31 protein-coding genes are annotated in these 26075 nt (G+C 73.0%); 16 read left to right on the forward strand and 15 right to left on the reverse strand.

Translation table 11 applies throughout. The annotated features are described in order from the left end of the window. Nucleotides 1-31 precede the first annotated feature (31 nt). From ACZ6Y7_RS16035 to era, 5 genes are all read left to right on the forward strand, one after another. Complete coding sequence (locus ACZ6Y7_RS16035) at nucleotides 32-268, forward strand: hypothetical protein (RefSeq protein ID WP_465758491.1); 237 nt, start codon at nucleotides 32-34, stop codon at nucleotides 266-268. A 26-nt stretch (nucleotides 269-294) separates the two neighbouring features. After that, complete coding sequence (locus tag ACZ6Y7_RS16040; protein ID WP_465758492.1) at nucleotides 295-840, forward strand: DUF4383 domain-containing protein; 546 nt, start codon at nucleotides 295-297, stop codon at nucleotides 838-840. Between the two features lie 28 nt (nucleotides 841-868). After that, on the forward strand, nucleotides 869-1222 hold the full coding sequence (locus tag ACZ6Y7_RS16045) for a cytidine deaminase (protein WP_465758493.1): 354 nt from the start codon (nucleotides 869-871) through the stop codon (nucleotides 1220-1222). A 136-nt stretch (nucleotides 1223-1358) separates the two neighbouring features. Further along, nucleotides 1359-1520 (forward strand): hypothetical protein, encoded by a 162-nt coding sequence (locus ACZ6Y7_RS16050; protein WP_402215840.1) that lies wholly within the window; start codon nucleotides 1359-1361, stop codon nucleotides 1518-1520. A gap of 72 nt (nucleotides 1521-1592) precedes the next feature. Then, on the forward strand, nucleotides 1593-2522 hold the full coding sequence (era, locus tag ACZ6Y7_RS16055; RefSeq protein WP_465527177.1) for a GTPase Era: 930 nt from the start codon (nucleotides 1593-1595) through the stop codon (nucleotides 2520-2522). Between the two features lie 175 nt (nucleotides 2523-2697). Here the strand turns inward: era and ACZ6Y7_RS16060 are convergent, their stop codons facing one another. Then, nucleotides 2698-2964 (reverse strand): protealysin inhibitor emfourin, encoded by a 267-nt coding sequence (locus ACZ6Y7_RS16060; protein ID WP_363570514.1) that lies wholly within the window; start codon nucleotides 2962-2964, stop codon nucleotides 2698-2700. Nucleotides 2965-3435: 471 nt separating this feature from the next. Here ACZ6Y7_RS16060 and leuA point away from each other — a divergent pair, with 471 nt between their 5' ends. The 4 genes from leuA (at nucleotide 3436) to ACZ6Y7_RS16080 (ending at nucleotide 7975) form a co-directional block, all read left to right on the forward strand. After that, entirely contained in the window at nucleotides 3436-5232 is a 1797-nt protein-coding gene (gene leuA / locus ACZ6Y7_RS16065; RefSeq protein ID WP_465758494.1) for a 2-isopropylmalate synthase, read from the forward strand. A 250-nt stretch (nucleotides 5233-5482) separates the two neighbouring features. Further along, the gene (locus ACZ6Y7_RS16070) at nucleotides 5483-6148 is read left to right on the forward strand and encodes a TerB family tellurite resistance protein (protein WP_465758495.1); all 666 of its coding nucleotides are present in this window, start codon (nucleotides 5483-5485) and stop codon (nucleotides 6146-6148) included. A 242-nt stretch (nucleotides 6149-6390) separates the two neighbouring features. Next, nucleotides 6391-7137, forward strand: a complete 747-nt coding sequence (gene recO, locus ACZ6Y7_RS16075; protein ID WP_402215850.1) for a DNA repair protein RecO — start codon at nucleotides 6391-6393, stop codon at nucleotides 7135-7137. Nucleotides 7138-7141: 4 nt separating this feature from the next. Further along, nucleotides 7142-7975 carry an isoprenyl transferase gene (locus tag ACZ6Y7_RS16080; RefSeq protein ID WP_465758496.1) on the forward strand — a complete coding sequence of 278 codons (834 nt, stop codon included), beginning with the start codon at nucleotides 7142-7144 and terminating at the stop codon, nucleotides 7973-7975. A gap of 133 nt (nucleotides 7976-8108) precedes the next feature. Here ACZ6Y7_RS16080 and ACZ6Y7_RS16085 read toward each other — a convergent pair whose 3' ends face one another. The 4 genes from ACZ6Y7_RS16085 to ACZ6Y7_RS16100 are packed head-to-tail and all read right to left on the reverse strand — an operon-like array spanning nucleotide 8109 to nucleotide 11306. Further along, on the reverse strand, nucleotides 8109-8519 hold the full coding sequence (locus ACZ6Y7_RS16085; RefSeq protein WP_189918013.1) for a Fur family transcriptional regulator: 411 nt from the start codon (nucleotides 8517-8519) through the stop codon (nucleotides 8109-8111). A 35-nt stretch (nucleotides 8520-8554) separates the two neighbouring features. Further along, nucleotides 8555-9487 carry a metal ABC transporter permease gene (locus ACZ6Y7_RS16090; RefSeq protein WP_465758497.1) on the reverse strand — a complete coding sequence of 311 codons (933 nt, stop codon included), beginning with the start codon at nucleotides 9485-9487 and terminating at the stop codon, nucleotides 8555-8557. Then, a complete protein-coding gene (locus ACZ6Y7_RS16095) occupies nucleotides 9484-10248 on the reverse strand; it encodes a metal ABC transporter ATP-binding protein (RefSeq protein WP_465758498.1) in 765 nt (254 codons plus the stop codon). The genes ACZ6Y7_RS16090 and ACZ6Y7_RS16095 overlap by 4 nt, the downstream gene beginning before the upstream one ends. A 14-nt stretch (nucleotides 10249-10262) precedes the next feature. After that, a complete protein-coding gene (locus ACZ6Y7_RS16100; protein WP_465758499.1) occupies nucleotides 10263-11306 on the reverse strand; it encodes a metal ABC transporter substrate-binding protein in 1044 nt (347 codons plus the stop codon). A gap of 191 nt (nucleotides 11307-11497) precedes the next feature. On the opposite strand from ACZ6Y7_RS16100, the gene ACZ6Y7_RS16105 reads away from it, so the two are divergent. After that, nucleotides 11498-12880: a glycine--tRNA ligase gene (locus ACZ6Y7_RS16105; RefSeq protein WP_465758500.1), complete on the forward strand. Its 1383-nt coding sequence runs from the start codon at nucleotides 11498-11500 to the stop codon at nucleotides 12878-12880. Nucleotides 12881-13108: 228 nt separating this feature from the next. Here the strand turns inward: ACZ6Y7_RS16105 and ACZ6Y7_RS16110 are convergent, their stop codons facing one another. From ACZ6Y7_RS16110 to ACZ6Y7_RS16130, 5 genes are all read right to left on the reverse strand, one after another. Beyond that, entirely contained in the window at nucleotides 13109-14242 is a 1134-nt protein-coding gene (locus ACZ6Y7_RS16110) for a hypothetical protein (RefSeq protein ID WP_465758501.1), read from the reverse strand. A gap of 68 nt (nucleotides 14243-14310) precedes the next feature. After that, nucleotides 14311-14514, reverse strand: a complete 204-nt coding sequence (locus tag ACZ6Y7_RS16115) for a hypothetical protein (RefSeq protein ID WP_465758502.1) — start codon at nucleotides 14512-14514, stop codon at nucleotides 14311-14313. Beyond that, nucleotides 14511-15089, reverse strand: a complete 579-nt coding sequence (locus tag ACZ6Y7_RS16120) for an NADAR family protein (protein WP_465758503.1) — start codon at nucleotides 15087-15089, stop codon at nucleotides 14511-14513. The genes ACZ6Y7_RS16115 and ACZ6Y7_RS16120 overlap by 4 nt, the downstream gene beginning before the upstream one ends. A gap of 142 nt (nucleotides 15090-15231) precedes the next feature. Further along, complete coding sequence (locus ACZ6Y7_RS16125) at nucleotides 15232-15681, reverse strand: nucleoside deaminase (RefSeq protein ID WP_465758783.1); 450 nt, start codon at nucleotides 15679-15681, stop codon at nucleotides 15232-15234. After that, nucleotides 15678-16490: an LLM class flavin-dependent oxidoreductase gene (locus ACZ6Y7_RS16130; RefSeq protein WP_465758504.1), complete on the reverse strand. Its 813-nt coding sequence runs from the start codon at nucleotides 16488-16490 to the stop codon at nucleotides 15678-15680. Before ACZ6Y7_RS16130 ends, ACZ6Y7_RS16125 begins: the two co-directional genes overlap by 4 nt. A gap of 93 nt (nucleotides 16491-16583) precedes the next feature. On the opposite strand from ACZ6Y7_RS16130, the gene ACZ6Y7_RS16135 reads away from it, so the two are divergent. Continuing rightward, nucleotides 16584-17030 (forward strand): Lrp/AsnC family transcriptional regulator, encoded by a 447-nt coding sequence (locus tag ACZ6Y7_RS16135; RefSeq protein ID WP_465758505.1) that lies wholly within the window; start codon nucleotides 16584-16586, stop codon nucleotides 17028-17030. Between the two features lie 48 nt (nucleotides 17031-17078). On the opposite strand, the gene ACZ6Y7_RS16140 is transcribed toward ACZ6Y7_RS16135, so the two are convergent. From ACZ6Y7_RS16140 to ACZ6Y7_RS16150, 3 genes are all read right to left on the reverse strand, one after another. Continuing rightward, on the reverse strand, nucleotides 17079-17546 hold the full coding sequence (locus ACZ6Y7_RS16140) for a MarR family transcriptional regulator (RefSeq protein WP_465758506.1): 468 nt from the start codon (nucleotides 17544-17546) through the stop codon (nucleotides 17079-17081). Further along, nucleotides 17543-17971, reverse strand: coding sequence for a MarR family winged helix-turn-helix transcriptional regulator (locus ACZ6Y7_RS16145; protein ID WP_465758784.1), 429 nt, complete (start codon nucleotides 17969-17971; stop codon nucleotides 17543-17545). The genes ACZ6Y7_RS16140 and ACZ6Y7_RS16145 overlap by 4 nt, the downstream gene beginning before the upstream one ends. 238 nt (nucleotides 17972-18209) lie before the next feature. Beyond that, nucleotides 18210-19679: an MFS transporter gene (locus ACZ6Y7_RS16150; protein WP_465758507.1), complete on the reverse strand. Its 1470-nt coding sequence runs from the start codon at nucleotides 19677-19679 to the stop codon at nucleotides 18210-18212. A gap of 101 nt (nucleotides 19680-19780) precedes the next feature. Here ACZ6Y7_RS16150 and ACZ6Y7_RS16155 point away from each other — a divergent pair, with 101 nt between their 5' ends. Further along, nucleotides 19781-20680 carry a helix-turn-helix transcriptional regulator gene (locus ACZ6Y7_RS16155; protein WP_465758508.1) on the forward strand — a complete coding sequence of 300 codons (900 nt, stop codon included), beginning with the start codon at nucleotides 19781-19783 and terminating at the stop codon, nucleotides 20678-20680. Nucleotides 20681-20741: 61 nt separating this feature from the next. On the opposite strand, the gene ACZ6Y7_RS16160 is transcribed toward ACZ6Y7_RS16155, so the two are convergent. Both ACZ6Y7_RS16160 and ACZ6Y7_RS16165 read right to left on the reverse strand, forming a co-directional pair. Then, the gene (locus tag ACZ6Y7_RS16160) at nucleotides 20742-21185 is read right to left on the reverse strand and encodes a hypothetical protein (RefSeq protein ID WP_465758509.1); all 444 of its coding nucleotides are present in this window, start codon (nucleotides 21183-21185) and stop codon (nucleotides 20742-20744) included. Then, complete coding sequence (locus ACZ6Y7_RS16165) at nucleotides 21182-21715, reverse strand: hypothetical protein (RefSeq protein ID WP_465758510.1); 534 nt, start codon at nucleotides 21713-21715, stop codon at nucleotides 21182-21184. The genes ACZ6Y7_RS16160 and ACZ6Y7_RS16165 overlap by 4 nt, the downstream gene beginning before the upstream one ends. A 134-nt stretch (nucleotides 21716-21849) precedes the next feature. On the opposite strand from ACZ6Y7_RS16165, the gene ACZ6Y7_RS16170 reads away from it, so the two are divergent. From ACZ6Y7_RS16170 to dusB, 4 genes are all read left to right on the forward strand, one after another. After that, nucleotides 21850-23064: a sensor histidine kinase gene (locus ACZ6Y7_RS16170; RefSeq protein WP_465758511.1), complete on the forward strand. Its 1215-nt coding sequence runs from the start codon at nucleotides 21850-21852 to the stop codon at nucleotides 23062-23064. Continuing rightward, nucleotides 23052-23696, forward strand: a complete 645-nt coding sequence (locus ACZ6Y7_RS16175; RefSeq protein ID WP_465758512.1) for a response regulator — start codon at nucleotides 23052-23054, stop codon at nucleotides 23694-23696. The genes ACZ6Y7_RS16170 and ACZ6Y7_RS16175 overlap by 13 nt, the downstream gene beginning before the upstream one ends. After that, on the forward strand, nucleotides 23693-24466 hold the full coding sequence (locus ACZ6Y7_RS16180; protein ID WP_465758513.1) for a DUF4097 family beta strand repeat-containing protein: 774 nt from the start codon (nucleotides 23693-23695) through the stop codon (nucleotides 24464-24466). The genes ACZ6Y7_RS16175 and ACZ6Y7_RS16180 overlap by 4 nt, the downstream gene beginning before the upstream one ends. 102 nt (nucleotides 24467-24568) lie before the next feature. Continuing rightward, the gene (gene dusB / locus ACZ6Y7_RS16185; protein WP_465758514.1) at nucleotides 24569-25738 is read left to right on the forward strand and encodes a tRNA dihydrouridine synthase DusB; all 1170 of its coding nucleotides are present in this window, start codon (nucleotides 24569-24571) and stop codon (nucleotides 25736-25738) included. The last annotated feature ends 337 nt before the right edge of the window (nucleotides 25739-26075 follow it).

Here is a 26075-nt window from a genome sequence, read left to right on the forward strand (position 1 = left end):
GGTGGGCGGTCGCCGAGCGACCATGGAGGGCATGACGCACAAACTTCGCGCGGAGTACGGCCCGCAGGGGGCGGCCGGCGGAGTCAAGTCCTGGCACGTGGTGCGGGACGAGGACCCGTCGACGGCGCTCTGCGGCCGGACCATGACCGACGACGCCGAGACGCGGCCCGAACAGGAGTGGGGGACCGGGCTGCGCTGCTGCCAGCAGTGCGGCTCGCTCTACCTGCACGAGACGCCCCACATGCAGGGGAGCCATCCCTACAGCTAGGCCGTGGCTGAGCTCTGGAGGTCGCCATGAAGCTGCAAGACGAACTGCCCCTCGACAACCGGCTCGTCACGGTGTGGCGGATCGGGGCGGGGCTCGGAGGGATCTTCCTGATCGTGTTCGGCTGCCTGGGGCTCGCCGACCACCCGGGGTTCCTGGACACGCAGGGTGATCGGATCGCGGGGCTGTCGACCAACGGCGCGCTGGCCATCCTGTCCATCGTGGCGGGCGCGATCCTGGTCCTCGGGGCGGTGATCGGGGGCAACTTCGCGTCCAACCTGAACATGGCGGTGGGCGTGCTGTTCGTCCTGTCCGGCTTCTACGGCCTGACGGTGCTCGGGCGCCCGGACGCCAACATCCTCAACTTCCGGATGTCGAACGTGCTGTTCGCGTTCGTCTTCGGGATCATCCTGACCACCTTCGGGATGTACGGCCGGGTGAGCGGCCATCTGCCGCACGACAACCCGTTCTGGCGGCGGCGGATCGAGCGCGAGGAGCCGCTGCCGTCCGGGCCGAAGACCTTCGTGAAGGTCATGAACCCGAACCGGGGCCGGACCCACCCGGTCGGCCACTGAGGGGGCCGGGGTGCCTATGCTCGGCGGCATGAGTGACATCGTCGAGCTCGACCCCGAAGACAAGAAGATCATCACCCTGGCCCGCTCGGCCCGCGCCCGCAACGGCGTGGCCGAGGGGGCCGCGGTGCGTGACGAGACCGGCCGCACCTACGTGGCCGGGACGGTCGCGCTGGAGTCGCTGCGGCTGAGCGCCCTGCAGACCGCGGTGGCGATGGCGGTGGCCAGCGGTGCCCGGTCGCTGGAGGCGGCGGCCGTGGTGAGCGAGGCGGAGCAGCCGACCGAGGCGGACCTGGCGGCCGTGCGGGACCTGGGCGGTGCGGGGACCCCGGTGCTGCTGGCCGGTCCGGACGGGGTGCTGCGGCTGGCCGCGCAGGCGCGCTGAGGGGCGGCGGGCGGTCGGGGCCGCGGTGGGGCGCTTCCCGGCCGGGTGGCCCGGCGTGGTCGCCCCCCAGGGTTCTGCACCACGGTTCTGCAGATAATCTCACCGGGGGAGTGGACTCGGTGAGGGGGGCTGGGGCATGGGGGCGGTGGCGTTCTTCGCCGGGCTGCTGCTGTTCGTCATGGGACTGGGCAAGTGGCAGGAGACCGGTTCGCCGGTCTGGTTGTTCGGCTCGCTCGGGTTCCTGCTGGTGCTGGTGGTGGTCTCGCTGATCCCCGGGAACGGCAAGGGCGGCAAGTAGCGCCGGGCCCCCGCGAGGCCCCTCGGGCGACCCCGGGCGGCGGGGCTCCTGTGATCAGGGAGAATGGAGCCCATGAATGCCCCTTCCTCCTCGTACCGCTCCGGGTTCGCGTGCTTCGTCGGCCGGCCCAACGCGGGCAAGTCGACCCTGACCAACGCCCTGGTGGGGACGAAGGTCGCGATCACCTCCGACCGCCCGCAGACCACCCGGCACACCGTGCGCGGCATCGTGCACCGCCCGGACGCCCAGCTCGTGCTGGTCGACACTCCCGGTCTGCACAAGCCGCGCACCCTGCTCGGCGAGCGCCTCAACGACCTGGTCCGCACCACCTGGGCCGAGGTCGACGTGATCGGCTTCTGCCTTCCCGCCGACCAGAAGATCGGCCCCGGCGACAAGTTCATCGCCAAGGAGATCGCCGGGATCAAGAAGACCCCGAAGGTCGCCATCGTCACCAAGACCGACCTGGTGGACTCCAAGCGCCTGGCCGAGCAGCTGATCGCCATCCAGCAGCTCGGTGTCGAGCTGGGCTTCGAGTGGGCCGAGATCATCCCGGTCTCCGCCGTCGGCGACAAGCAGGTCGACCTGGTCGCCGACCTGCTGACCAAGCTGCTGCCGGAGGGCGACCAGCTCTACCCGGACGGCGACCTCACCGACGAGCCCGAGCAGATCATGGTGGCCGAGCTGATCCGCGAGGCCGCGCTGGAGGGCGTGCGGGACGAGCTGCCGCACTCGCTGGCCGTCGTGGTCGAGGAGATGCTCCCGCGCGAGGGCCGCCCGGCCGACCGGCCGCTGCTGGACATCCACGCCAACGTCTACATCGAGCGGCAGAGCCAGAAGGCGATCGTGATCGGCGCCAAGGGCTCGCGGCTCAAGCACGTCGGCACCACCGCCCGCAAGCACATCGAGGCACTGCTCGGCACGCCGGTCTACCTCGACCTGCACGTCAAGGTCGCCAAGGACTGGCAGCGCGACCCGAAGCAGCTGCGCAAGCTCGGCTTCTGACACGGGAGTTCGAGCGCCCGGGGGAGAAGGACCGGGACGGCCGTGGAAAAACGGGGGCCCGTCCGGACGCGCGGCGTCCGGACGGGCCCCCGTTCGTGGAGGAGGGTGACACCGCGTCAGGCGGTGCGCGGGGCGGCTGAGTCGGCTTCCGCGGGTGCCGGATCCGGCGTCGGGGTCAGGCACCCTCGCGCAGCACCAGGGACACCAGCTCCCGCTGCGAGTCGGTGAGCTTGGGGTCCGCGCAGTGCACCGTCCGGCCGTCGACGGTGATCTCGTAGTGGAAGCCGTCCGGCACGCCGTACGACGGGGCGCGCAGCCCGCCCGCGACGGCCTCGCGGGCGAGTGCGTGGACGTGCGGGGCGTCCGTGCGCTCGGCGGTGTCGAGTTCCGCGTGGCGGACGATTCCCGCGAAGCCGCCGGTCCGGGTCACCTGGATACGCATGGTGTCCATGGTGCTACCCGGGGAAGGCCCGTGCGGCGCTTTTCCCGGACCGTGACCTCACGCGCCCCCCGACCCGGTCCGACCGGTGCCGAGCAGGGCGTGCGGCGGGACGGCGGAGCGGAACGGCGGTCGGCGGGTGACCGGGGGTGAGGGCCCGGTGGCCGCCTGCCACGGATCGGGCGTGCCCGGTCGGCGTCTCAAGGAGTGGAACGGAAGCCCGGATCACTTCGGGGGCGCGCGGCCCTGGGTTACGCTGGCTCTCATCATGCGCAACGGGCTGCTTCTTCTTAGCTGCCGCGTCGAGGGCCTGTAGTCCACGGGGGCCGGCTCCCTCGCCGCGGGGAACGAGCTGTGCGCGAATTCGGCGATCCGACGGCGGGTCGCGAGCGGCAGCCGAGGCCGGCCAGTCGGTGTTGATCCCTCCCGACCCGCCCGCTACCCAGCATCCACAGGAAGCCGAGAGTCATTTCCATGACCGAGCAGACCTCCGCCGCGTCCATCCCCGCCGCTCGCCCCTTCGTCGACCGGCCCACCCCGATCACCGCCGCCTCCGTGCGCCAGCGGCCCTCCGGCATGCGGTACGGGCGCTACCTGCCGTTCGGCACCGTGGAGCTGCCGGACCGCACCTGGCCGAGCAAGGTGATCACCAAGGCGCCGCGCTGGCTCTCGACCGACCTGCGGGACGGCAACCAGGCCCTGATCGACCCGATGTCCCCGGCCCGCAAGCGCAAGATGTTCGACCTGCTGGTCGCGATGGGCTACAAGGAGATCGAGGTCGGCTTCCCGTCCTCCGGCGCCACCGACCACGCCTTCGTGCGGTCGCTGATCGAGGAGGGGGCGATCCCCGAGGACGTCACCATCTCGGTGCTGACGCAGGCCCGCGAGGAACTGATCGAGAAGACCGTGGAGTCGCTGGTCGGCGCCCCGCGCGCGACCGTCCACCTGTACAACGCGACCGCGCCGCTGTTCCGCCGGGTGGTGTTCCGCAACGACAGGGCGGCCACCAAGGCGATCGCCACCGAGGGCACCCGGCTGGTGATGGAGTACGCCGAGAAGCTGCTGGGCGAGGACACCGTCTTCGGCTACCAGTACTCGCCGGAGATCTTCGTCGACACCGAGCTGGACTTCGCGCTGGAGGTCTGCGAGGCGGTCATGGACGTCTGGCAGCCGGGCGAGGGCCGCGAGATCATCCTGAACCTGCCGGCCACCATCGAGCGGGCCACCCCCAACGTCCAGGCCGACCAGTTCGAGTGGATGTCGCGCAACCTGTCGCGCCGCGAGTTCGTCTGCCTGTCGGTGCACCCGCACAACGACCGCGGCACCGCCGTCGCCTCCGCCGAACTGGCCTACATGGCGGGCGCGGACCGCATCGAGGGCTGCCTGTTCGGGCAGGGCGAGCGGACCGGCAACGTCGACCTGGTGACGCTGGGGATGAACCTGTTCTCGCAGGGCATCGACCCGCAGATCGACTTCTCCGACATCGACGAGGTGCGCCGCACCGCCGAGTACTGCAACCAGATGGAGGTGCACCCCCGCCACCCGTACGCCGGCGACCTGGTGTACACCTCCTTCTCCGGCTCGCACCAGGACGCCATCAAGAAGGGCTTCGACGCCCTGGAGGCGGACGCGAAGGCGGCGGGCGTACCGGTGGAGGAGCACACCTGGGGCGTGCCGTACCTGCCGATCGACCCGAAGGACGTCGGCCGCACCTACGAGGCGGTCATCCGGGTCAACAGCCAGTCCGGCAAGGGCGGTGTCGCGTACGTCCTGAAGAACGACCACAAGCTGGACCTGCCGCGCCGGATGCAGATCGAGTTCTCCCGGATCATCCAGGCCAAGACCGACGCCGAGGGCGGCGAGGTCACCCCGGCGGAGATCTGGCGGGTCTTCGCGGACGAGTACCTGCCGACCACCGACAACCCGTGGGGCCGCCTGTCGCTGAGCGGCTCGCGCACCCTGACCACCGAGGACGGCCGGGACGCGCTGACCGCCGAGGCCCTGGTGGACGGCGCGCCCGTCACCCTGAGCGGCACCGGCAACGGCCCGGTCTCGGCCTTCGCGGACGCGCTGGCCCGGATCGGCTTCGACGTCCGGGTCCTGGACTACGCCGAGCACGCGCTGAGCGAGGGCGGCGACGCCCAGGCCGCCGCGTACGTGGAGTGCGCGGTGGACGGCAAGGTGCTGTGGGGCGTGGGCATCGACGGCAACACCGTGCTGGCCTCGCTGAAGGCGATGATCAGCGCCGTCAACCGTTCGCAGCGCGGGTAGTTCGTACGAGTGGCACGCGGCGGGGCCGTCCTGCGGGGCGGCCCTTCGCCGTGCCCCGGCACTCCGGCGGGGGTGCTGTGGCCTGCGCCACATTTTTTGGGATCGGAAGCCGTTCGAGGTACTGACACGTGCCGGTAACCGTGGCAACATCGATCCACCGGAAAGCCGGGTCGGTGGGACGGCCCGTCGTCCGGTCGCGTGACCTGCCCAGTGTCGAGCAGGCCGCCTGCCATGTCTGGGGAGTGGCGCCGTGACCAGGTTGTGGGGTGTTCGCCCGCGGTGGCGGACTGACGTTCTCGGTGACTTCTTCTGCCCGGGCTGCGGCGGGGACCGCAACTACCGCCGGCAGCACGGCCGGCGGTGGCTGCGGTTGCTCGGGACCCCGGTGGTCCCGCTCGGACCGGTGATCGGCAGCGTGCAGTGCACCAGCTGCCACGGCCGGTACGGCGTCGAGAGCCTGGAGCAGCCCACCTGCGTGCGGCTCGGCGCGATGCTGCGGGACGCCCAGTACACCATCGCGCTGGCCCTGCTCGCGGCCGGCGGCACCGCCCACCGGGCGGCCCGCGAGGCGGCGTGCGCGGCGGTGCGCGAAGCCGGGTTCGAGGACTGCGGCGAGGCCCAGGTGCTGGCCGCGCTCGCCGCGCTGTCCGGGCTCGGCGGCGAGCTCTACGACGCCCACGGGATGGCGGGCGGCCTGGCCGTCGAACTGCACGCGGTGCTCGAACCGCTCACCCCCCACCTCGCCCACCAGGGCCGTGAGCGGCTGCTGCTGCAGGGCGCGGCGATCGCGCTGGCCGACGGGCGCTACCTGCCGCAGGAGCGCGAGGCGCTGGCCGCGGTCGGGCGCTGCCTGGACCTGCCGCAGGCGCGGGTCGGGGCGCTGCTGGAGGCGGCGACCAGGACGCCGTACAAGTAGCCGTCGCGCCGGGAGGCGCCGGCCGCCGTCGGCGGACCCCCTTCCTGGAGCCCCTTCCTGGACCGCCTCCCCTTGACGCCCCGAAGACCTGGACCGCCTCCAAAGCGCCGGACCGTCTCCGAGACCCCCACAAAACGGGCCCGACCCCCTCCGGGCCCGCCGTGACCCGCACCGCTTGGGTCCTCCCCCACGGCCCCGGTGCGGGCAACACGGCTGTCCGCCGCTGGGGGAGAATGGTCTGCATGAGTCTTTTCCGGGACGACGGCGTCGTGTTGCGGGCGCAGAAGCTCGGCGAGGCCGATCGGATCATCACCCTGCTGACCCGCCAGCACGGCAAGGTGCGCGCGGTGGCGCGCGGGGTGCGGAAGACCAAGTCCAAGTTCGGTGCCCGCCTGGAGCCGTTCTCGCACGTGGACGTGCAGTTCTTCAGCCGGGGGAGTGAGTTGGTCGGCCGCGGGTTGCCGCTCTGCACCCAGGTGGAGACCATCGCGCCGTACGGCGGTTCGATCGTGACCGACTACGGCCGCTACACCGCCGGCACCGCGATGCTGGAGACGGCCGAGCGCTTCGCCGAGAACGAGGGCGAGCCCGCCGTCCAGCAGTACCTGCTGCTGGTGGGCGGGCTGCGGACGCTGGCGGCCGGCTCGCACGAGTCGCACCTGGTGCTGGACGCCTTCCTGCTGCGCTCGCTCGCGGTGAACGGGTACGGCGCGAGCTTCACCGACTGCGCCAAGTGCGGCCTGGAGGGGCCGAACCGTTTCTTCTCGCTCCCGGCGGGCGGGGTGCTGTGCACGGACTGCCGAGTGCCCGGATGTGCCGTACCCTCCCCTGAGACACTGGTACTGCTCGGGGCGCTGCTGTCAGGGGACTGGCGGACGGCCGACGCCTGCGAGCCGCGGTACTGGCGGGAGGGCAGCGGCCTGGTCGCGGCCTATCTGCAGTGGCACCTGGAGCGGGGCATCCGCTCGATGAGATACGTGGAGAAGTGAGCACATGGCAGCGCGACGGCTCTTCGGCGGCGGCAAGCAGCGGGCGTACGCGCCCCCGACCCCGCACCCCACCGGTGCCCAGCCCCCGAAGATCCCCGGCGAGCTGGTCCCGGGCCACGTCGCCATCGTGATGGACGGCAACGGCCGCTGGGCCAAGGAGCGCGGTCTGCCGCGCACCGAGGGCCACAAGGTCGGCGAGTCCGTCGTGCTGGACGTCCTCGCGGGCGCCATCGAGCTCGGGGTCAAGAACATCTCGCTGTACGCCTTCTCCACCGAGAACTGGAAGCGCTCCCCCGACGAGGTGAAGTTCCTGATGAACTTCAACCGGGACGTCATCGCCCGCCGCCGCGACGAGATGGACGCGATGGGCGTGCGGATCCGCTGGGCCGGCCGGATGCCCAAGCTGTGGAAGAGCGTCGTCCAGGAGCTGCAGGTCGCCGAGGAGCAGACCAAGGGCAACGACGCCGTCACGCTCTACATGTGCGTCAACTACGGCGGCCGGGCCGAACTGGCGGACGCGGCGCAGGCGATCGCGCGCGATGTCGCGGCCGGGAAGCTGGACCCGAAGAAGGTCAGCGAGAAGACCCTCTCCAAGTACATGTACCACCCGGACATGCCGGACGTGGACCTCTTCCTGCGCCCCAGCGGCGAGCAGCGCACCTCCAACTTCCTGCTCTGGCAGTCGGCTTACGCCGAGTTCGTGTTCCAGGACGTGCTCTGGCCGGACTTCGACCGCCGGGACCTGTGGCGCGCCTGCGAGCAGTACGCGATGCGTGACCGGCGCTTCGGCGGGGCGATCCCGAACGAGCTCCCGGGGCAGCGGCCGTCCCAGCGCTGACGAACGCCCGACCGGGCCGCCGGTCCGGCCGGGCCGCCGGTCCGGCCGGGCCCGACCACGCGAAGGACCCACCGGGACGTGCCCGGTGGGTCCTTCGCGTTGCTCCCGTCGCCCGTGGCGAAGCGCGGCCGGTTCAGGCCTTCTTGGCGCACTCCGCGCAGGTGCCGAAGATCTCCAGCGTGTGCGCGATGTCGCTGAACCCGTGCTCGGCGGCGACCGAGTTGGCCCAGCGTTCCACCGCGGGGCCCTCCACCTCGACGGTGGCGCCGCAGTGCCGGCAGACCAGGTGGTGGTGGTGTCCGCTGCTGCACCGGCGGTAGACGGCCTCGCCGTCCGCGGTGCGCAGCACGTCCACCTCGCCGGCGTCCGCGAGCGACTGCAGGGTGCGGTAGACCGTGGTCAGACCGACGGAGTCCCCGCGGTGCTTGAGCAGGTCGTGGAGCTCCTGCGCGCTGCGGAAGTCCGCGATCTCGTCCAGGGCCGCCGAGACGGCGGCACGCTGCCGGGTCGAGCGGGCGCGCGGCGACGGGCCTGCGGTGGTCACCGTGGGTCCTCCTGGGGTCGTGGGCGTCTCGCACATCATTGTGCCAGTCCCGCCCGCCCCTCAGGCGTGCTCGTGTCAGAGGAAGTCCGCTCCGGTGACTGCGACGGCAGCCGGACGTCGCAGACCCGGGGTCCGTGCTCGGTGTCGCCGCGGTGGCGGCGCCGGGCGAGCGGTGCGGCGAGCGCGCTGAACACCGCGAAGACCGCGATGGCGAGCAGCACGATGGCCGGGCCGGAGGGCACGTCGAGGTGGTAGGAGCCGGTGACGCCGGCCAGCGAGACCACCACGCCGAGCGCGATCGAGGCGGCCTGGGTGGCCGCGAAGGAACGGGTGAGCTGCTGGGCGGCGACCACCGGGACCACCATCAGGGCGCTGACCAGCAGCAGCCCGACCACCCGCATGGCGACGGTGACGGTGACCGCGGCCATCACGGCGAGCAGCAGGTTGAGGGTGCGCACCGGCAGGCCGGTGACCCGGGCGAAGTCCTCGTCCTGGCAGATCGCGAAGAGCTGGCGGCGCAGGCCGACGGTGACCGCGATGACCACCGCGCCGAGCACCGCGATGGCGGCCAGGTCGGCGGGGGCGACGGTGAGGATCGAGCCCCACAGGTAGCTCTCCAGCGAGCCGGCGCCGGCCTGGGCGGAGAGCGAGACGAGCAGCTTGCCGCAGGCCATGCCGCCGTAGAAGAGCATCGCGAGGGCGATGTCCCCGCGCTGGTTGCCGCGCGAGCGGACCAGCTCCATGGTGACGGCGCCGAGCACGCAGACCAGCACGGCCATCCAGACCGGGCTGGTCTGGAAGATGAAGCCGAGGCCGACGCCGGTCATCGCGACGTGGCCCATGCCGTCGCCCATCAGGGCCTGGCGGCGCTGCACCAGGTAGATGCCGACGGCCGGGGCGGTGATCCCCACCAGGACGGCGGCGAGCAGGGCGCGCTGCATGAAGTCGTAGGACAGCATCTCGGTCATGCGAGCAGCCTCGGCGGGGTCAGGTCGGCGTGCGGGTGGACGTGGTCGTGGCCGGGCAGCGCGTGCAGGCCGGTGTTGGGCACGGGTGGGCCGTCGTGGGCGACGCAGCCGTCCCGCAGCACCACGGCGCGGTCGATCAGCGGTTCCAGCGGGCCGAGTTCGTGCAGCACGAGGAGGACGGCGGCGCCGCGGCCGACCTCGGCGCGCAGGGTGTCGGCGAGCACCTGCTGGCTGGCGGCGTCCACCCCGGCCATCGGCTCGTCCATGATCAGCAGGTCGGGGGTGCCGACCAGGGCGCGGGCGATCAGCACCCGCTGCTGCTGGCCGCCGGACAGGTCGGCCACACCGTCCCCGGCCCGCTCCAGCATGCCGACGGCGGCCAGCGCGCGGTCCACCGCCGCGCGGTCCTTGCGGCGGAACGGCAGCAGCCGGTGCTGCGGCAGCCGTCCGGTGGAGACCACCTCGCGGACGGTGGCCGGGACGCCGGAGGCGGCGGTGGTGCGCTGCGGGACGTACCCGATGCGGTGCCAGGCGCGGAAGGAGCCGTACGGGGTGCCGAACAGCTCCAGGGTGCCGCGTTCCAGCGGGACGGAGCCGATGACGGTCTGGACGGTGGTCGACTTGCCGGAGCCGTTGGCGCCGAGCAGGGCGACGACCTCGCCGGGGCGGACGGTGAGGTCGACGCCGCGCAGCACCGGCCGGCCGCCGCGCGCGGCGACGGCGTCACGGAGTCGGACGGCCGGGGGTATCGGGTGGGTCATGGTGTTCCGTCCCGTCAGCTGGTGGCGGCAGGGGTGGTGGCGTCGGGGGTGGCAGGGGCGGTGGCGTCCGGGGTGGCCGGGGCGGCGTCGGGGGAGCCGAGGGCGGCCCGGAGGTTGGCCAGGTTCTGCTTCATGACGGTGAGGTAGTCGTCCTTGGCGGGGTCCTTGACGCCCTCCAGCGGGTCCAGCACGGCGGTCTTGAGGCCGAGGTCCTTGGCGACGGTGTCGGCGAGCTTGGGGCTGACCAGGGTCTCGAAGAAGACGGTGGTGACGCCGTTGTCCTTGGCGGCCTTCTGCACGGCGGCGAGGCGGGCCGGGGTGGGCTCGGAATCCGGGTCGACGCCGTTGATGGCGACCTGGGTGAGGCCGTAGTGGTCGGCGAGGTAGCCGAAGGCGGCGTGGCTGGTGACGAAGGTCTTGGTCCGGGTGGACTGCAGACCGGTCCGGAAGTCCTGGTCGAGCGCGGTGAGCTTGGTGACCAGTTCGTCGGTGTTCTTGCGGTAGTCGGCGGCGTGGGCCGGGTCGGCCTGGGCGAACGCGTCGCCGACGCTCTGGGCGATGGCCGCGTAGCGGGTCGGGTCGAGCCAGATGTGCGGGTCTCCGGCCGGGCCCTCGTGCTTGTGGCCGCCGTCGGAGCCGTGGCCCTCGCTCTCGGTGCCCTCGTCGAGGTGGTGGTCGACCAGCGGGCTGGCGGCGGTGGCGTCGATCTTGTGCTTGCTGGACGACTGCGCGACGGCCTGGTCGACGGTGGGCTGCAGGCCCTTGAGGTAGACGATCGCGTCGGCCTTCTGGACGGTGCCGACCTGCTTGGCGGTGAGCTCCAGGTCGTGCGGCTCGACGCCGGCGGCGGTGAGGTCGGTGACCGCGACGTGCTCCTTGCCGATCTGCTGGGCGAGGAACTCCATCGGGTAGAAGGAGGCGACGACCTTCAGCTTGCCGTTGCCGCTGTCGGCGCTGCTGCTGCCTCCGCAGGCGGTGAGGGCGAGGGACGAGGCGAGGGCGGAGGCGGCGAGGGCTATGGAGCGGAGGGTTCGGCGGCGAGCAAGTCCGATCATCATGACAATCATTCTCATCTCAGATGGAAATGATTGTCAACTCACTCGAATGGGTGAACAGAGGGTGACGATGGGTGGGGGCGGCCGGACGATACCGATTTGAATCACGTACCCATATGGCCGGTAACCTGAGGTATTCGGGTACGCGCAACCAGCCGTGCCCTGACCGTGCCGTACGTACTGAAGAGAGCACTGTGGCCGCCGACAAGATCGACACGATCGTCAGCCTGAGCAAGCGCCGTGGCTTCGTCTACCCCTGCAGCGAGATCTACGGCGGCACGCGTGCCGCCTGGGACTACGGGCCGCTGGGCGTCGAGCTCAAGGAGAACATCAAGCGCCAGTGGTGGCGCGCGATGGTCCAGGCCCGTGAGGACGTCGTCGGACTCGACTCGTCGGTGATCCTCGCCCGCGAGGTCTGGGAGGCCTCCGGCCACGTCGCCACCTTCAACGACCCGCTGACCGAGTGCCTCTCCTGCCACAAGCGCCACCGGGCCGACCACCTGGAGGAGAAGTACGAGGCCAAGCACGGCTTCCCGCCGCCGAACGGCCTCAAGGACGTCAACTGCCCCGACTGCGGCACCAAGGGCCAGTTCACCGAGCCCAAGGACTTCTCGGGCATGCTGAAGACCCACCTCGGCGTCACCGAGGAGGCCAGCGGCCTGGCGTACCTGCGCCCCGAGACGGCCCAGGGCATCTTCACCAACTTCAAGGCCGTCCAGACCACTTCGCGCAAGAAGCCGCCGTTCGGCATCGCCCAGACCGGCAAGAGCTTCCGCAACGAGATCACGCCCGGCAACTTCATCTTCCGGACCCGCGAGTTCGAGCAGATGGAGATGGAGTTCTTCGTCAAGCCCGGCGAGGACGAGCAGTGGCACGAGTACTGGCTGCAGCAGCGCTGGGACTGGTACGTCGACCTCGGCCTGCGCACCGAGAACATGCGCTTCTTCGAGCACCCGAAGGAGAAGCTGTCCCACTACGCCAAGCGCACCGTGGACATCGAGTACCGCTTCAACTTCGGCGGCTCCGAGTTCTCCGAGCTCGAAGGCATCGCCAACCGCACCGACTACGACCTGACGGTGCACAGCAACGCCTCCGGCCAGGACCTGAAGTACTACGACCAGGAGAGCGGCGAGCGGTACTTCCCGTACGTCATCGAGCCGGCGGCCGGTCTCAACCGCGCCATGCTGGCCTTCCTGATCGACGCCTACTTCGAGGACGAGGCGCCCAACGCCAAGGGCGTCATGGAGAAGCGCGTCGGCATGCGGCTCGACCCGCGCCTGGCCCCGGTCAAGGTCGCCGTCCTGCCGCTGTCGCGCAACGCCGAGCTGTCGCCGAAGGCCCGCGGCCTGGCCGCCGACCTGCGCACCGCGTGGAACGTCGAGTTCGACGACGCCGGCGCCATCGGCAAGCGCTACCGCCGCCAGGACGAGATCGGCACGCCGTTCTGCGTCACCGTCGACTTCGACACCCTCGAGGACAACGCGGTGACCGTCCGCGACCGCGACACCATGTCGCAGGAGCGCGTCTCGCTGGACCAGGTCAAGGCGTACCTGGGCGCGCGTCTGATCGGCTGCTAGGCCGGGCCTTCCCGGCCGGGGAGCCCCCGTCCGCCCTCGAAGGGGCGGACGGGGGCTCCCCGTCGTTCCGGCGCGTTGTCGTTCCGGCACGTCGGCACGTCGGCGCGTCGGCGCGCCGGGACGCGGTCGCGGTTCGGCTCCGGCGGGGGCGACGGCGGTCTGCGGTTCGGCCGCGGTAGGGCGAGGTGGGGGCGCGGTGGGGTCTGCGGTTCGGCCTCGGTAGGGCCGCTACCTCCGGCCCCAGCGGGAGCGGGGGGCCGTGGGCGGGGCGGTCGGCAGGCCGGCCGCGCGGAGGGCGGCGAGGGTGGTCCGGTGCCGGGCCTCGTCGACGAGCAGCGCGCCCAGCAGCTGCCCGTACAGGTCCCGGCTGCCGGCGCCGTCCAAGGCGGACGCCAGGCGGACCAGTTCGACGGGCGGGCGGAGGGCCACCAGTTCGTGCAGCAGGGCGGTGGCGAGTGCGGGCGGCAGCTCGGCCGCGAGCGCGGTGAGGTCCGCGGTGGGCCGGCCCGCCGCCTGGCGCAGCAGGGTCCGGACGTCGCCGTTGCGGCCGTGCTGCTGGAGGCAGGCGGCCAGCGAGGTCAGTTCGGTCGTCGGTGCCGAGCCCCACTCCCACAGGAGAGTCGCTCCGTCGGCGTTCTGCCCGGCCCGCTCCAGTGCCGAGAGCAGCCCGGGCACGGACGCGGCCGGGTAGGCCCAGAAGGCGTGGAACAGTTCGGCGGCCTCCTCGGCCAGGCCCAGTTCGCGTAGCTCCGCCAGGACGGCCGCCGCCTGGTCGGGGGCAAGCCGGGCGGCGTTGCGGGCGAGGTGGAGCGAAGCGCCGGTCGGGCCGTACTGGGCGAGCATGCCGACCAGCAGCCCGGTGTCGGCGGGGGCGAGGAGGGCGGCGGCCTGGTCGAGCAGCGTCGTGGCCTCGGCGAGGGCGCCGGTGCGGTGGAGGGTGGTGATCCGCTCGGTGAGGGCGCCGATGTCCGGGCGGGCGGGGGGTGGCGGGGCCGGCTGGGGCTCGGGCTCCGGCCGGTGCTGTGGGGGCTGTGGGTGCTGTTGGTGTGGGTGGTGCGGCGGTGGCTCCTGCTGCTCGTGTCTCAGGCGTGTCTCCAACGCCACCAACCGGTCGCTGAGTTGGCGGCACCGGGCGGCCAGTCCCTCGCGGAGGGTGCGGGCCTGGGCGAGCTGCCGCAGCAGATCGCCGTCCGGCCGCCGGCGCCCCGGGCTCGCCCGGATCGCCTCGTTCAGTCGCCGTTCACGCTGGCTCGCGTAGCGGCTCGCACGGAGTAACTCGTCCAGCTCTGCGCGGAGTTCGGCGGCTTGTCGCTCGCCCTCCTGCTGCTGGCCTGCGGATTGTGCCGTCGGCCGCATGCGCATGATCGCCCCAACCTGTCCATCCAGACCCTGACTGCAGGACATCCTGGCGTCGTCATGTGGCTGGCGAGTTAAGAGCGCACGACCAGTCGTGCCCGAGTGGTGTCAAGGAGCGCGCAGAGGGCGGTCGCGGCGAGAAGTGCGCCGGTCGCGCTCCGGAGGAGCGTGGCCTCGCCGGCGGGGCCGGGGGCGAGCGCGGCCTCCGGTGCGAGGACGAGGGGCGCGACGGCCGAGACCGGCACCGTCCCGTCCAGCAGTGGTGCGACCGTGCTCATGCGCTCAGCCGGGCCCGCGCCTCCATCAGTGCGAAGCCCAGCAGGTTCAGCCCGCGCCACTCGGAGGGCTGCTGCGCCCGGATGTCGTCGGCCGCGAGCCCGATGCCCCAGATCCGGTCCACCGGGCTGGCCTCGACCAGCACCCGGCTGCCGGTGCCCAACAGGTACGCGCGCAGCGCCTCGTCCTGTCCGAACTTCGCCACGTTGCCCGCCACGACCAGCTCGAACCGCCCGGCCACCCAGGTCTCGTCGTCGAAGCCCTTCACCAGGCGGCCCAGCTTCTTGGCCTCGGCCGGCGTCCGGGCCGCCAGCACCCGCTGCGCGATGTCCTCGTCCCCGAACATCCGGGCCTTGCCGGCCATCATCCAGTGCTCGGCGGAGGCGTACGTCACCCCGTCGACGGTGAACTCCCCGGGCCACCACTGGCTCAGGCACTCCTGGCGGTGGCCGCCACCCTTGCGGGCCGTGTGCCCCCAGAACATCACCCACTTCGGGTGCACCCCGTCGGCCATCAGCGCCGCCAGCTCCTCGCGGCTGCGGACGGCGGCAGGGTCCCCCACATGCATCTCGCTCATATCGTCATAGTGACACAAAGGGTCGCGGGGCCGCGAACCGATTCCCCGGCCGTTCGGCGCCTGGTCCTCGGCGTACGGCTCGGGCCGGCGTCGCGCCGTTCCCGCCGGACGCGGCGCCGGCCCCCGTACTGCGCCCACCGGTTCAGGGCCCGAGGGGCTGGGGCCGGTAGTACGTCTCGATCGGCTGCCGGGCCTCCTCGTACAGCGCCGGCCCCTCCGTCGGCACCGCCGGCCAGGCGCCCGACTGCGGGTTGAGGGCGACGAGTTGCTCCGTCGACAGCGCGTACACGACCCGGCCCAGGCCGGAGCGGACGATGCCGCCGTGGCACATCCCGCAGGGCTGGCAGCTGGTGTACATCGTGGTGCGGGCGGCGGTGTCCGGGTCGAGTTCGCGGGCCGCCCAGCGGGCGAGCTTCAGCTCCGGGTGGGCCGTGATGTCGTCGTCGCGCCGGACGGTGTTGTGGGCCTCGGCGAGCACCTCGCCGTCCGGGCCGGCCAGCAGGGAGCCGTACGGGGCGTCGCCCAGGGTGACCGCGGTCGCGGCGATGGCGATGGCGCGGCGCAGCAGGGTCCGGTCGGCGTCGGTGATCAGGTCGTGCACGCTGTCCTCCAGTGGGTGGCCACGGTGGTGAGGGCCTGCCGGGCCGTCCGCGGGTGTCGGGTCTCCTCCGGATCCCCGTGGTAGGGGTCGAACACCACGGTCTCGGCGCCGAGGTCGCGCAACTGCCGCAGGTCGTCCAGGACTTGTCCGACGGTGCCGACGCCGGCCGGGCGTTGCGGATCCTCGATCGGGGCGGTGGTGAGCCGCAGGGCGATGCGGGGCGCGAAGCCGGGCACCGGGTGTTCGGCCAGGACCGACCGCATCCGGGCGACCGGCAGCCGCAGCGGGTGCCAGGCGTCGCCGAAGCGGGCCGCGCGGCGGAGCGCCGCCTCGCTGTGGCCTCCGATCCAGACCGGTACGGCCCGGCCCCGCTCCTGCCACGAGCCGCGCAGCGCGGCCAGGTACTCGTCGGTCAGCCGGCCGCGCGCGGCGAACGGCACGCCGAGGGCGTCGAACTCCTGGCGCGCCCAGCCGACTCCGACCCCGAGGACGAACCGGCCGTCGCTGAGCCGGTCGAGGGTGTCGGCCATCCGGGCCACCAGCAGCGGGTTCCGGTAGGGCAGCACGAGGACGGTGGTGCCCAGCCGCAGCCGGGTGGTGATCCCGGCGAGCCAGGACAGCGTGGTGAACGGCTCGTAGAAGGGCTCCGGGTACCGCTCGGCCACGTCCGCGGTGACCGCGACGTGGTCGGAGACCATGAGCAGGTCGAAGTCGAGGTCCTCCGCGGTCCGGGCCCAGTCGCGCAGGGTGCCGGGGTCCGTCCCCGGGCCGAAGTTCGGTACGTTGAGGCCGAGTTGCATACCCCGAGGCTATCCCCGTGATCATGGCGGTCGGAACCCCGTCTTCCCGCCGTGAGGGGTGACCGGCCGTGGTTCTCCCGGTAGATTCGCGGAATGGCCGTGAATCTCGACGACACCGACTGGGCGATCATCGAGCAGCTGCAGCGCGAGGCCCGGATCTCGCTCAGCGAGCTCGGGCGACGGGTGAACCTCAGCCCCTCCGCCACCACCGAACGCGTCCGCACCCTGGAGTCGCTGGGCGTCGTCACCGGCTACCACGCCTCGGTGGACCTGGCGAAGGTCGGCTACCCCGTCCTCGCCGTCGTCCGGCTGAAGTACCCGGGCAGCCGCCACGAGCCGCTGCGCCGACTGCTCGCCGAGCGGCGCGAGATCCTGGAGTGCCTGCGCACCACCGGCGAGGACTGCTACACCCTGAAGCTCGCGGCCACCTCCATGGAGCACCTGGAGACCCTGGTCGACGAGCTGGCCGGCTTCGGCAGCACCACCACCAATGTCGTCTACAGCCGGACCCTGCCGCTGCGCGGGCCCGCCCGGCCGTAGGGGCCGTCGCCGGACCCTCGACCGCGGGGCGACGCCGGGCTCGTGCTCTCAGGCGGGGGTGCCCGCGCCGGTGGCCGCCGCGGCGTTCGCGCGCTCGGTGACCAGGGCCAGCACCCGGCCGGCGGCGGCGAGGTCCTCGGCCGGGATGCCGGCGTAGAGGCGGGCGGTGATCTCCGCGGTCTCGGCGGTGGTGCGCTCGTACCGGTCGCGCCCGGCCTCGGTGAGCCGCAGCCCGGAGGCCTGCGCCGGGTCGTCCGCCAGCAGCTGCCCGGCCGTCAGCTCGTCGATCACCGTGCGGACGGCCCGCGCGTCGGCCTTGAGCGAGCCGGTGACGTCCCGGACGAGCTCCTCCCGGGCGATGGAGCCGCCGGCCACCGCGACGGCCCGCAGCACCACGCTCTGGTGGAACGTGAGGCCGTGGCGGTCCAGCACCTTCTCCAGGAGGGCGCGCGCGGCGTAGTGCGCCAGGGCGATGACCCGGCCGTTCACGGTGGGGGTGGGGGCGGTGGTGCTCATGGTTGCTCCTCGTCGTTCTCGGTGGGCGGATCAAGGGGTGCGTCGAGCAGGGCGGCGAGTTCGGCGGTGAACTGCCGTGCGCGCGGGCCGTCCTGGCCGCCGAGCGGCTCCAGCAGCCGGTCCAGCAGGCCCTGGACCACGGTGATCGCGCGGCCGGTGACCTCGCGGCCCTGCTCGGTGAGCGCCAGTCGCATGGCGCGGGGGTCGTGCGGGTCCCGGGTGCGGGCGACGAGCCCGTTGGCCTCCAGGGCGCGGGCCAGCTTGGAGACGTACAGCGCCTCCAGTCCGGTGTGGTCGGCGAGTTCGCGCTGACTGGGCCGCAGCCCGGAGCGCGCCATGCCGTACAGCGACGCCATCACCGCGTACTGGGCGTGGGTCAGTCCGAGCGGCGCGACCGCCCGGTCGACCGCCACCCGCCACTTCATCGACAGGCGCCAGACCAGGAACCCCGCCGTCGCTCCCTCGGCCGTCGAACTCGCTTCCGTTGTGCTCACGGGAAATACAGTACATGGCTACTATGTCCATGGCTACTGTTTCCCGCGCGAGGGACCGCGGCCCGTTCGTCCGAAGCCGGTGGGCCCGGTGCCCGGACGCCGACGGCCCCGCGATCGACGCGCGATCGCGGGGCCGTCGGCCGCCGCCCGGGGCCGGAGGCCCGGCCGGTCAGCCGATGGAGCGGGGGAGGCGGGTGGTCAGGTAGAGGATGGTGAACGAGCCGAGGAGCTGGATGCCCAGGCAGAGGGCGAGCGCGCGGTCCATGCCCAGGCTGGGGGAGAGCGACAGGTACAGGGTGCCGAGGGTGGCCACGCCGAGGGCGAGGCTGGACTGCTGGCCGGTGGCGAGGACGCCGCTGCCGACGCCGGCCCGGGCGGCGGGCACCTTGGAGAGGACGACCCGGAACAGCGGGGTGCCGATCAGGCCCTGCCCGATGCCCGCGAGGGCGACACCGGGAGCCATCCGCAGCGGGGAGAAGTGCGCCCAGTCGGCGAGGACGGTCACGGCGAGGGTGGCGAGGCCGAGCGCCTGGACGACGGCGCCGGCGCTGAGCACCCGGCTGCCCCAGCGCCCGATCAGGCGCGGACCGGCGAGCGAGGCGCTGAAGTAGCCCACCGCCATCGGGACGAGCGCCCAGCCGGCCGCGACCGGGCCGAGCTCCAGACCCTGCTGGAGGGCGACCGCGATGACGAACATGAAGCCGCCGAAGCCCGCGAAATAGGGGAGGGCGATGCCGAGGCCGCGCCGCATCTCGGGGATGCGCAGCAGGGTCGGCGGCACCAGCGGGGTGTCCCCGCGCCGCTCGGCGCGGCGCTCGACCAGGGCGAAGGCGGCGGCCAGGAGCGGGAACAGCCCGAGCAGCACCCAGGACCAGAGCGGCCAGCCGGCGGCCCGGCCCTCCATCAGCGGGATCAGCAGGGAGAGCAGCGTGCCGGTGAGCAGCACGGTGCCCGGCACGTCGACCCGGGCGGCCTCGGTGGCCCGGCTCTCCGGGACGTAGCGGATCGCGAGCACCACGGCGAGCAGGGCGAACGGCACGTTCAGCAGGAACACCGAGCGCCAGCCGGTGCCGAACAGGTCGGCGGCGACCAGCATCCCGCCGAGCACCTGCCCGATCACCACCGAGATCCCGCCGACGGCGCCGTAGACGCTGAGCGCGCGGCCGCGCCGGGCGCCGTCGGTGGCGGCGGTGATGGTGCCGAGCACCTGCGGGATGAGGAGCGCGGCCGAGGCGCCCTGGGCGGCCCGGGCGGCGACCAGGGACCACGCGTCGGGGGCGAGTCCGCAGGCCAGCGAGGTGAGGGCGAAGGCGGTGGCGCCGACGACGAAGAGCCTGCGCCGGCCGAAGCTGTCGCCGAGGCGCCCGCCGAGGACGAGCAGGACGGCGAAGGCGATGCCGTAGCCGGCGGCGACCAGTTCGAGGACGGCGGGCCCGGCGGCCAGGTCCTTGTCGATGGTGGGCAGGGCGACGTTGACGATGAAGAAGTCGAGCATCGGCAGGAAGGCCCCGAGCAGGACGGTGACCAGACCGGCGGTGCCGAGGGCGGGGGTACCGGGGGCGGGGGCGGCGCCGGCCGCGGTGCCGGGGGTGGTGGCGGTGCGGCGCGGGGCGGGGGCGACGGCGAGTTGTTGGGTCACGGGTCCTACGATCCGCCGCTCCGTACCCTGGTACCAGAGTGTGGTTATCCAGGTATGAGAAGTACCTGGCAACAGGCTGGCGACTGCCGCATGCTGGGAGCATGAGCCTGATGACCCCCGCCGGACAAGCCCGTACGGCCCCCGCGAGCCCGGCCACGCCCGGTGACGCCCGCCGGCACGAGCTGGCCGCGTTCCTGCGCAGCCGCCGTGAGCGGATCGCGCCCGAGCAGGTGGGCCTGCCGATGACCGGCCGCCGCCGTACGCCGGGGCTGCGGCGCGAGGAGGTCGCGCAGCTCGCCGCGGTCGGGGTGACCTGGTACACGTGGTTGGAGCAGGGGAGGGACATCCAGGTGTCCGCCCAGGTGCTGGACGCGGTGTCCCGGGCGCTGCTGCTGGACCCGAGCGAGCGCGCGCACCTGTTCACCCTGGCCGGCGCGGACGATCCGTCGCCGGTGCGGGAGTGCCCGTCGGTGACCGCGAGCGTGCGGCTGCTGCTCGACCAGCTGGCGCCGATCCCTGCCGTGGTGGCCAACTCCCGCTACGACGTGCTGGCGTACAACGCGCCGTACACCGGGATCGTCGGCGACCTCGACGCGATGGCGCCCGAGGACCGGAACCTGATGTGGCTGGCGTTCACGCCCTCGCGCTTCCGCGAGGTGCTGGTGGACTACCGCACCGAGCGCCTCGGCATGGTGGCCCGGTTCCGCTCCGCGATGGCCGACCACAGTTCGGAGCCGGCCTGGAAGGCCCTGCTGGCGCGGATGCTCAAGGCCTCGCCGGACTTCGCCGAGCTCTGGCAGCGGCACGACGTGATGCGGCCGGGCAACGGCGTCAAGCGTTTCCAGGTGCCCGGTGTGGGGCTGCTGAGCTGCGAGTACACCAACTTCTGGCTCAGCCCCCAGCTCGGTACCCGGATGATCACCTACACCCCGCTGGACGACGGGACCCGCGCGCTGATGGAGCGGCTCCCGACGAACGCCCGGACCCGTACGGCCGGTTGAGCCTGCAGGCCGGTTGTACGGCCGGTCGGGACCGCCCGGCCGACCGAGCCCGTGCGGCCGACTAGACCCGGACCGCCGCGTCCTGGCCCGCCGCGTCCCGGCCGAGCAGCAGGCACACCGCCGCGAGCGGCAGCTCGACGCAGCCCGCCATGACCAGCGCCGCGAGCACCGCGTACCCCGGCCCGGCGCAGGCGATGTCGGCGAGCGCGTCCCCGGTGAGCAGCACGGCCACCGCCGCGCCCGCCCACAGCGCGGCGGGGCTGCGCCGGCGCAGCAGCGCGTCCAGCGCGAGCAGGGCGGAGAACTCCACCAGGTCGAGCACGACCCACGGGGTCTCGTGGCAGACCGCGAGGACGGTCAGCCAGGGCAGCAGCGCGACCGCCGCCAGGACGGGCACCCGGGCGAAGCGCGCCGGCAGGACGGACGGGAAGCCGAGGGAGCCGAGCGAGGCGGGGAACGCGGGGGCGGACGGCGCGGACCGGGCGGAGAGGACGGCGGCGCTCACGCCGCACCCCCGGCCGGCCGCGCGGCGACCCGCTCCAGCGGCAGCCGCTCGGCCGGGCCGCCCGCCGGGTGCTCGACCAGCACCGCGTCGACCGGCCCCTCGGCCCAGGCCAGCCAGAACCGCCCGGCCACCGTGACCACCTCGGCCGCGACCCGGTACCCGCGGGGCCGCAGCCCCCGCCGCCCGGTGAACACCACCGCGGGCGCCGTACCGTCCTCCGCCAGCCGCCCCCAGGCGAGCGCGTGCCGGCGCCGCCCGCCGGACGGGCTGCGCCGCGCCCCGCGCAGCAGGTGCGGGGCGAGCCGGGCGGCGACCAGGACGTCGGCCAGCTCGCCGTGCTGGTAGAGCTCCAGCGCGGCCCGGCCGCGGCCGGAGCCGACGCTGCGGACCGACCAGGGCCCGGGCCCGGCCGACAGCGTCCCGTCCGGCTCCGACGCCGGGCGGAGCGCGCCCCCGGGAGCACCCCCGTGGTCCCCGGGGCCGGGCCGCCCGTGCGGCGGAGTGGCGGAGTGCGCTGCGGTGATCGTCATGGCTCAAGCTTTCCTCCGCGGCCCCCGTCCTGTCGGTGGTGTCCCGCCCCGAATCGGGGGTGTAGCCAGGTACACCCCCGGCGGGCACCCCCCTTCATGGCGGCCGGTGATCATCGGGCCCTACGCTGTCGGCCATGCCCTCCACCACGCTGCGCCGAGCGCTCGTCAGGAGCCTCCGGCGTCCACCGTGGTCGCCCGAGGTCTGGCGGGACGTCCGCTTCATATCCGCCGGAATACCCCTGGCCCTGCCGGTCTGGCTGGCCGTCACCGAGTCCAAGATGCTCTTCCTGGTGCTCGCCGCCGTCCTGCTCTGCACCCGGCCGCTGACCGCTCTGCAGCGCGGCCGGCTACGCGCCCTGTACGGGGTGGAGATCCCGCCGCCGCGGCCGGTCACCGGACGCCGGATCCTGCTGCTGGGGGTGACCTGGCGCCAGGTCCTCCACCACCTGCTGGTCGGCCCGCTGCTGGCGGCGGCCGCCCTGTCCGTGGTGTACGCCGCGGCCGGCGCCCTGGTGCTGGTGACCCTGTACGGCTGGATCTGGTTGATGCCGCCCGGCACCGAGCTGCGGTCGGACCTGGCGGGGCTGGACGTCGGGCTCACCGTCGCCGGGGCGCTGCTGCTGGTCGCGGCGCCCTGGGCGGCGGCACTGACGGCCCGGCTGGAGGTGTGGGCGGCGCAGCGGCTGCTCGGCCCGGACCGCGCGGAGGCCCTGGAGCGGCGGGTCGAGGAGATCGCCGAGAGCCGGGCCGGACTGGTCGACGCGGTGGACGCCGAGCGCCGCCGGATCGAGCGCGACCTGCACGACGGCGCCCAGCAGCGCCTCACCTCGCTGGCGATGAACCTGGGCCTGGCCCGGCGCACCCTCAAGGACGTCCCGCCCGAGGTCATGCAGGTGATCGTGGACGCGCACGAGGAGGCCCAGGCGGCCATCGACGAACTGCGCGACCTGGTCCGCGGCCTGCACCCGGCGGTCCTGGAGGACCGCGGCCTGGACGCGGCGCTGTCCGGCGTCGCGGCCCGCGCCCCGCTGCCGGTGCGCCTGGACGTCGAGCTGTCCGAGCCGGTGGCCCCGACCGTCGAGGCGGTGGCCTACTTCACCGTCTCCGAGGCGCTCACCAACGTGGCCAAGCACGCCCGGGCCAGCCGGGTCGACCTCTCGGTGCGGACGGTCGGCGGCCGGCTGTGCCTGGTCATCAGCGACGACGGCGTGGGCGGCGCCGACCCCTCGCGCGGCACCGGGCTCACCGGGCTGCGCAAGCGCACCGCCTCGGTCGACGGGACGCTGTCCGTTCTCAGCCCCCTCGGGGGGCCCACCACCATCACCGTGGAGTTGCCGTGCGCGCTGTGATCGCCGAGGACTCGGTCCTGCTGAGGGTCGGCCTGGTCAAGGTCCTGGAGGCGGTGGGCTTCGAGGTCGTGGCCGCCGTCGGGGACGCCACCGAACTGCTGGCCGCCGTCGAGGAGCACCGCCCCCAGGTGGTGGTCGCGGACGTCCGGATGCCCCCGGGCTTCCACGACGAGGGCGTGAAGGCGGCGATGGTGATCCGCCGGCAGTGGCCGCAGACGGCCGTCCTGCTGCTCTCCCAGTTCGTGGAGGAGCGTTACGCCGCCGACCTGCTGTCGACCAACACCAGCGGCGTCGGCTACCTGCTCAAGCAGCGGGTGGCCAACGTGGACGACTTCCTGGACGCGCTGCAGCGGGTCGCCGAGGGCGGCACCGCGCTGGACCCGGAGGTGGTCGCCCAGCTGCTGGTGCGCCGCCACCGTGACCCGCTGGAGAAGCTGACCCCGCGTGAGCGGGACGTGCTCGCGCTGATGGCGGAGGGCCGCTCCAACGCCGCGATCGCGGCCTCGCTGGTGGTCAGCGACAGCGCGGTGGCCAAGCACATCAACGCGATCTTCACCAAGCTGGACCTGCCGCCGGCCGAGGACAGCCACCGCCGGGTGCTGGCGGTGCTGCGCTTCCTGGAGGTCGGGTGACGGCGGGCACGGCCAAGGGCTGGCGGATCACCGGGTCGGTCGCGGCCGTCCTGGTCATGATCGGCGGCGGACTGCAGACCTGGTCGACGGTGGCGCAGCAGCGGTCGACCGGCTCACGGTCGTACGACCGGCCGGTCCACCGGCTGAAGCTGCAGACCGGCACCGCCGCGGTCACGGTGCGGGCCGGGCGGGCGGACCACGTGGTGGTCCGCCAGCGGCTGGAGTGGATGGTGCGCAAGCCGGTGGTCTCGACCGTCTTCACGGACGACCTCGTCACCGTCGGGGTGCAGTGCCGGCGGCTGGTGCCGGTCGTGGACTCCTGCGGGGCCGAGATCGAGGTGGACGTGCCGGCCGCGACCGAGGTGTCCGGGTCGGTGGGCTCCGGCTCGGTCCAACTGGAGGGCCTGAGCGGGGACGTGGACATGCGGATCACCTCCGGCGAGCTGCTGCTGGTCGACGTCTCCGGGGACGTCTCCGCGCGCGCCACCTCCGGGCTGGTCCAGGGCAGGAACCTGCACGCGCGGCGGGTGGACGTCCAGAGCACCTCGGGCTCGACGGAGCTGGCCTTCACCGACGCCCCGCAGCAGGTGACGACCAGCGCCACCTCGGGTTCGGTGACGATGACCCTGCCGCGGGGCAGCCGCTACGCCTTCTCCAGCGACACCGGCTCCGGCAACGGCCGGATCGACCCGGACCTGGCCGACTCCGACAGCCCGAACCGCATCCACGCGACGGTCACCTCGGGGTCGATCAGCGTCAATCCGTCGTAGCCGGGGCCCGGCGGGACTCCGCGGCCCCGGTCGCAGCGCGGGCCGCTCACCCGGGTGGGGGACAATGGAGAGTCCCGTCCCCCTACCCGAGGTCAGCCGCGCATGACAGCCACGCCCGCACCCACCGCGCCCGACACCGAGTTCGCGCCGCTCGACATCGGCCCGATCCGGGTCTGGCCGCCCGTCGTGCTGGCGCCGATGGCCGGCATCACCAACGCGCCGTTTCGCACCCTGTGCCGGGAGCAGAGCGGCGGCAAGGGCCTGTACGTCTCGGAGATGATCACCACCCGGGCACTGGTCGAGCGCAACGCCAAGACCATGCAGCTGATCAAGTTCGACCCGAGCGAGAAGCCGCGCTCCATCCAGCTGTACGGCGTGGACCCGGTGACGGTGGGCAAGGCCGCCCGGATGATCGCGGACGAGGGCCTGGCCGACCACATCGACCTCAACTTCGGCTGCCCCGTGCCCAAGGTGACCCGCAAGGGCGGCGGCTCGGCGCTGCCGTACAAGCGCAACCTGCTGCGCGAGATCCTGCGCGAGGCCGTGGTCAACGCGGGCGACCTCCCGGTGACCATGAAGATGCGCAAGGGCATCGACGACGACCATCTCACCTACCTGGACGCCGGCCGGATCGGCGCGGAGGAGGGCGTGGCCGCGATCGCCCTGCACGGTCGCACCGCCGCCCAGCACTACGGCGGGACGGCCGACTGGTCGGCGATCGCCCGGCTGCGCGAGTCCGTCCCGGCGCACGTCCCGGTGCTGGGCAACGGGGACATCTGGTCGGCCGACGACGCCCTGCGGATGATGCGGGAGACCGGCTGCGACGGCGTCGTGGTGGGCCGCGGCTGCCTGGGCCGGCCGTGGCTGTTCAAGGACCTGGTCGCGATCTTCGAGGGTGACGTCGACTACGCCCGTCCGGACTTCGGCTACGTGGCGCGGGCGATGGTGCGCCACGCGCAGCTGCTGGGGGAGTGGATCGGGGACGAGGCGCGCGGCGTGATCGACTTCCGCAAGCACGTCGCCTGGTACACCAAGGGCTTCTCGGTGGGCTCCGAGCTGCGGGTGCGGCTCGCCAACTCCTCCTCTTTGGCCGAACTGGCCGAAACCCTGTCCGAGGTGGAGCAGTCCCAGGGCTGGCCGGCCGGTGCGGACGGCCCGCGCGGCCGGACCAGCGGCAACAACCGGGTGGTCCTGCCGGAGGGGTGGTTGGACGATCCGTACGACTGCGCCCGACCGGGTGAGGACGCCGAGTCGGACACCTCTGGCGGATGATCTATACGGACCGTAGAAATCGGCCCTCGCGGGCCGATGGCCACCAGGTCCCGGCCCTCTTGTCCATTCTGGACAGGGGGGCTCCTTTTCGGCCTACGAATGTCACGGAGCGAGCACGTTTCTGGACGCTGTGCGACGATCGGCGGAGGCGGTCTACGCCCGACCGATGAGATGCGCTGGTGACGCTTGCCACATGCTTCGCGGACTGACGCCGGGTCAGTGGACGAAATGGACAGGTCGGTCGTGGATCGCTTCCCGAAGCCGGTCGGCCGGGGATGGGGCGATCCGGGTGCAGGAAATCAAGCCGGGGCAACGCGACGGAAGCGCGACCGCTACC

The organism is Kitasatospora sp. NPDC053308, from assembly GCF_055585785.1.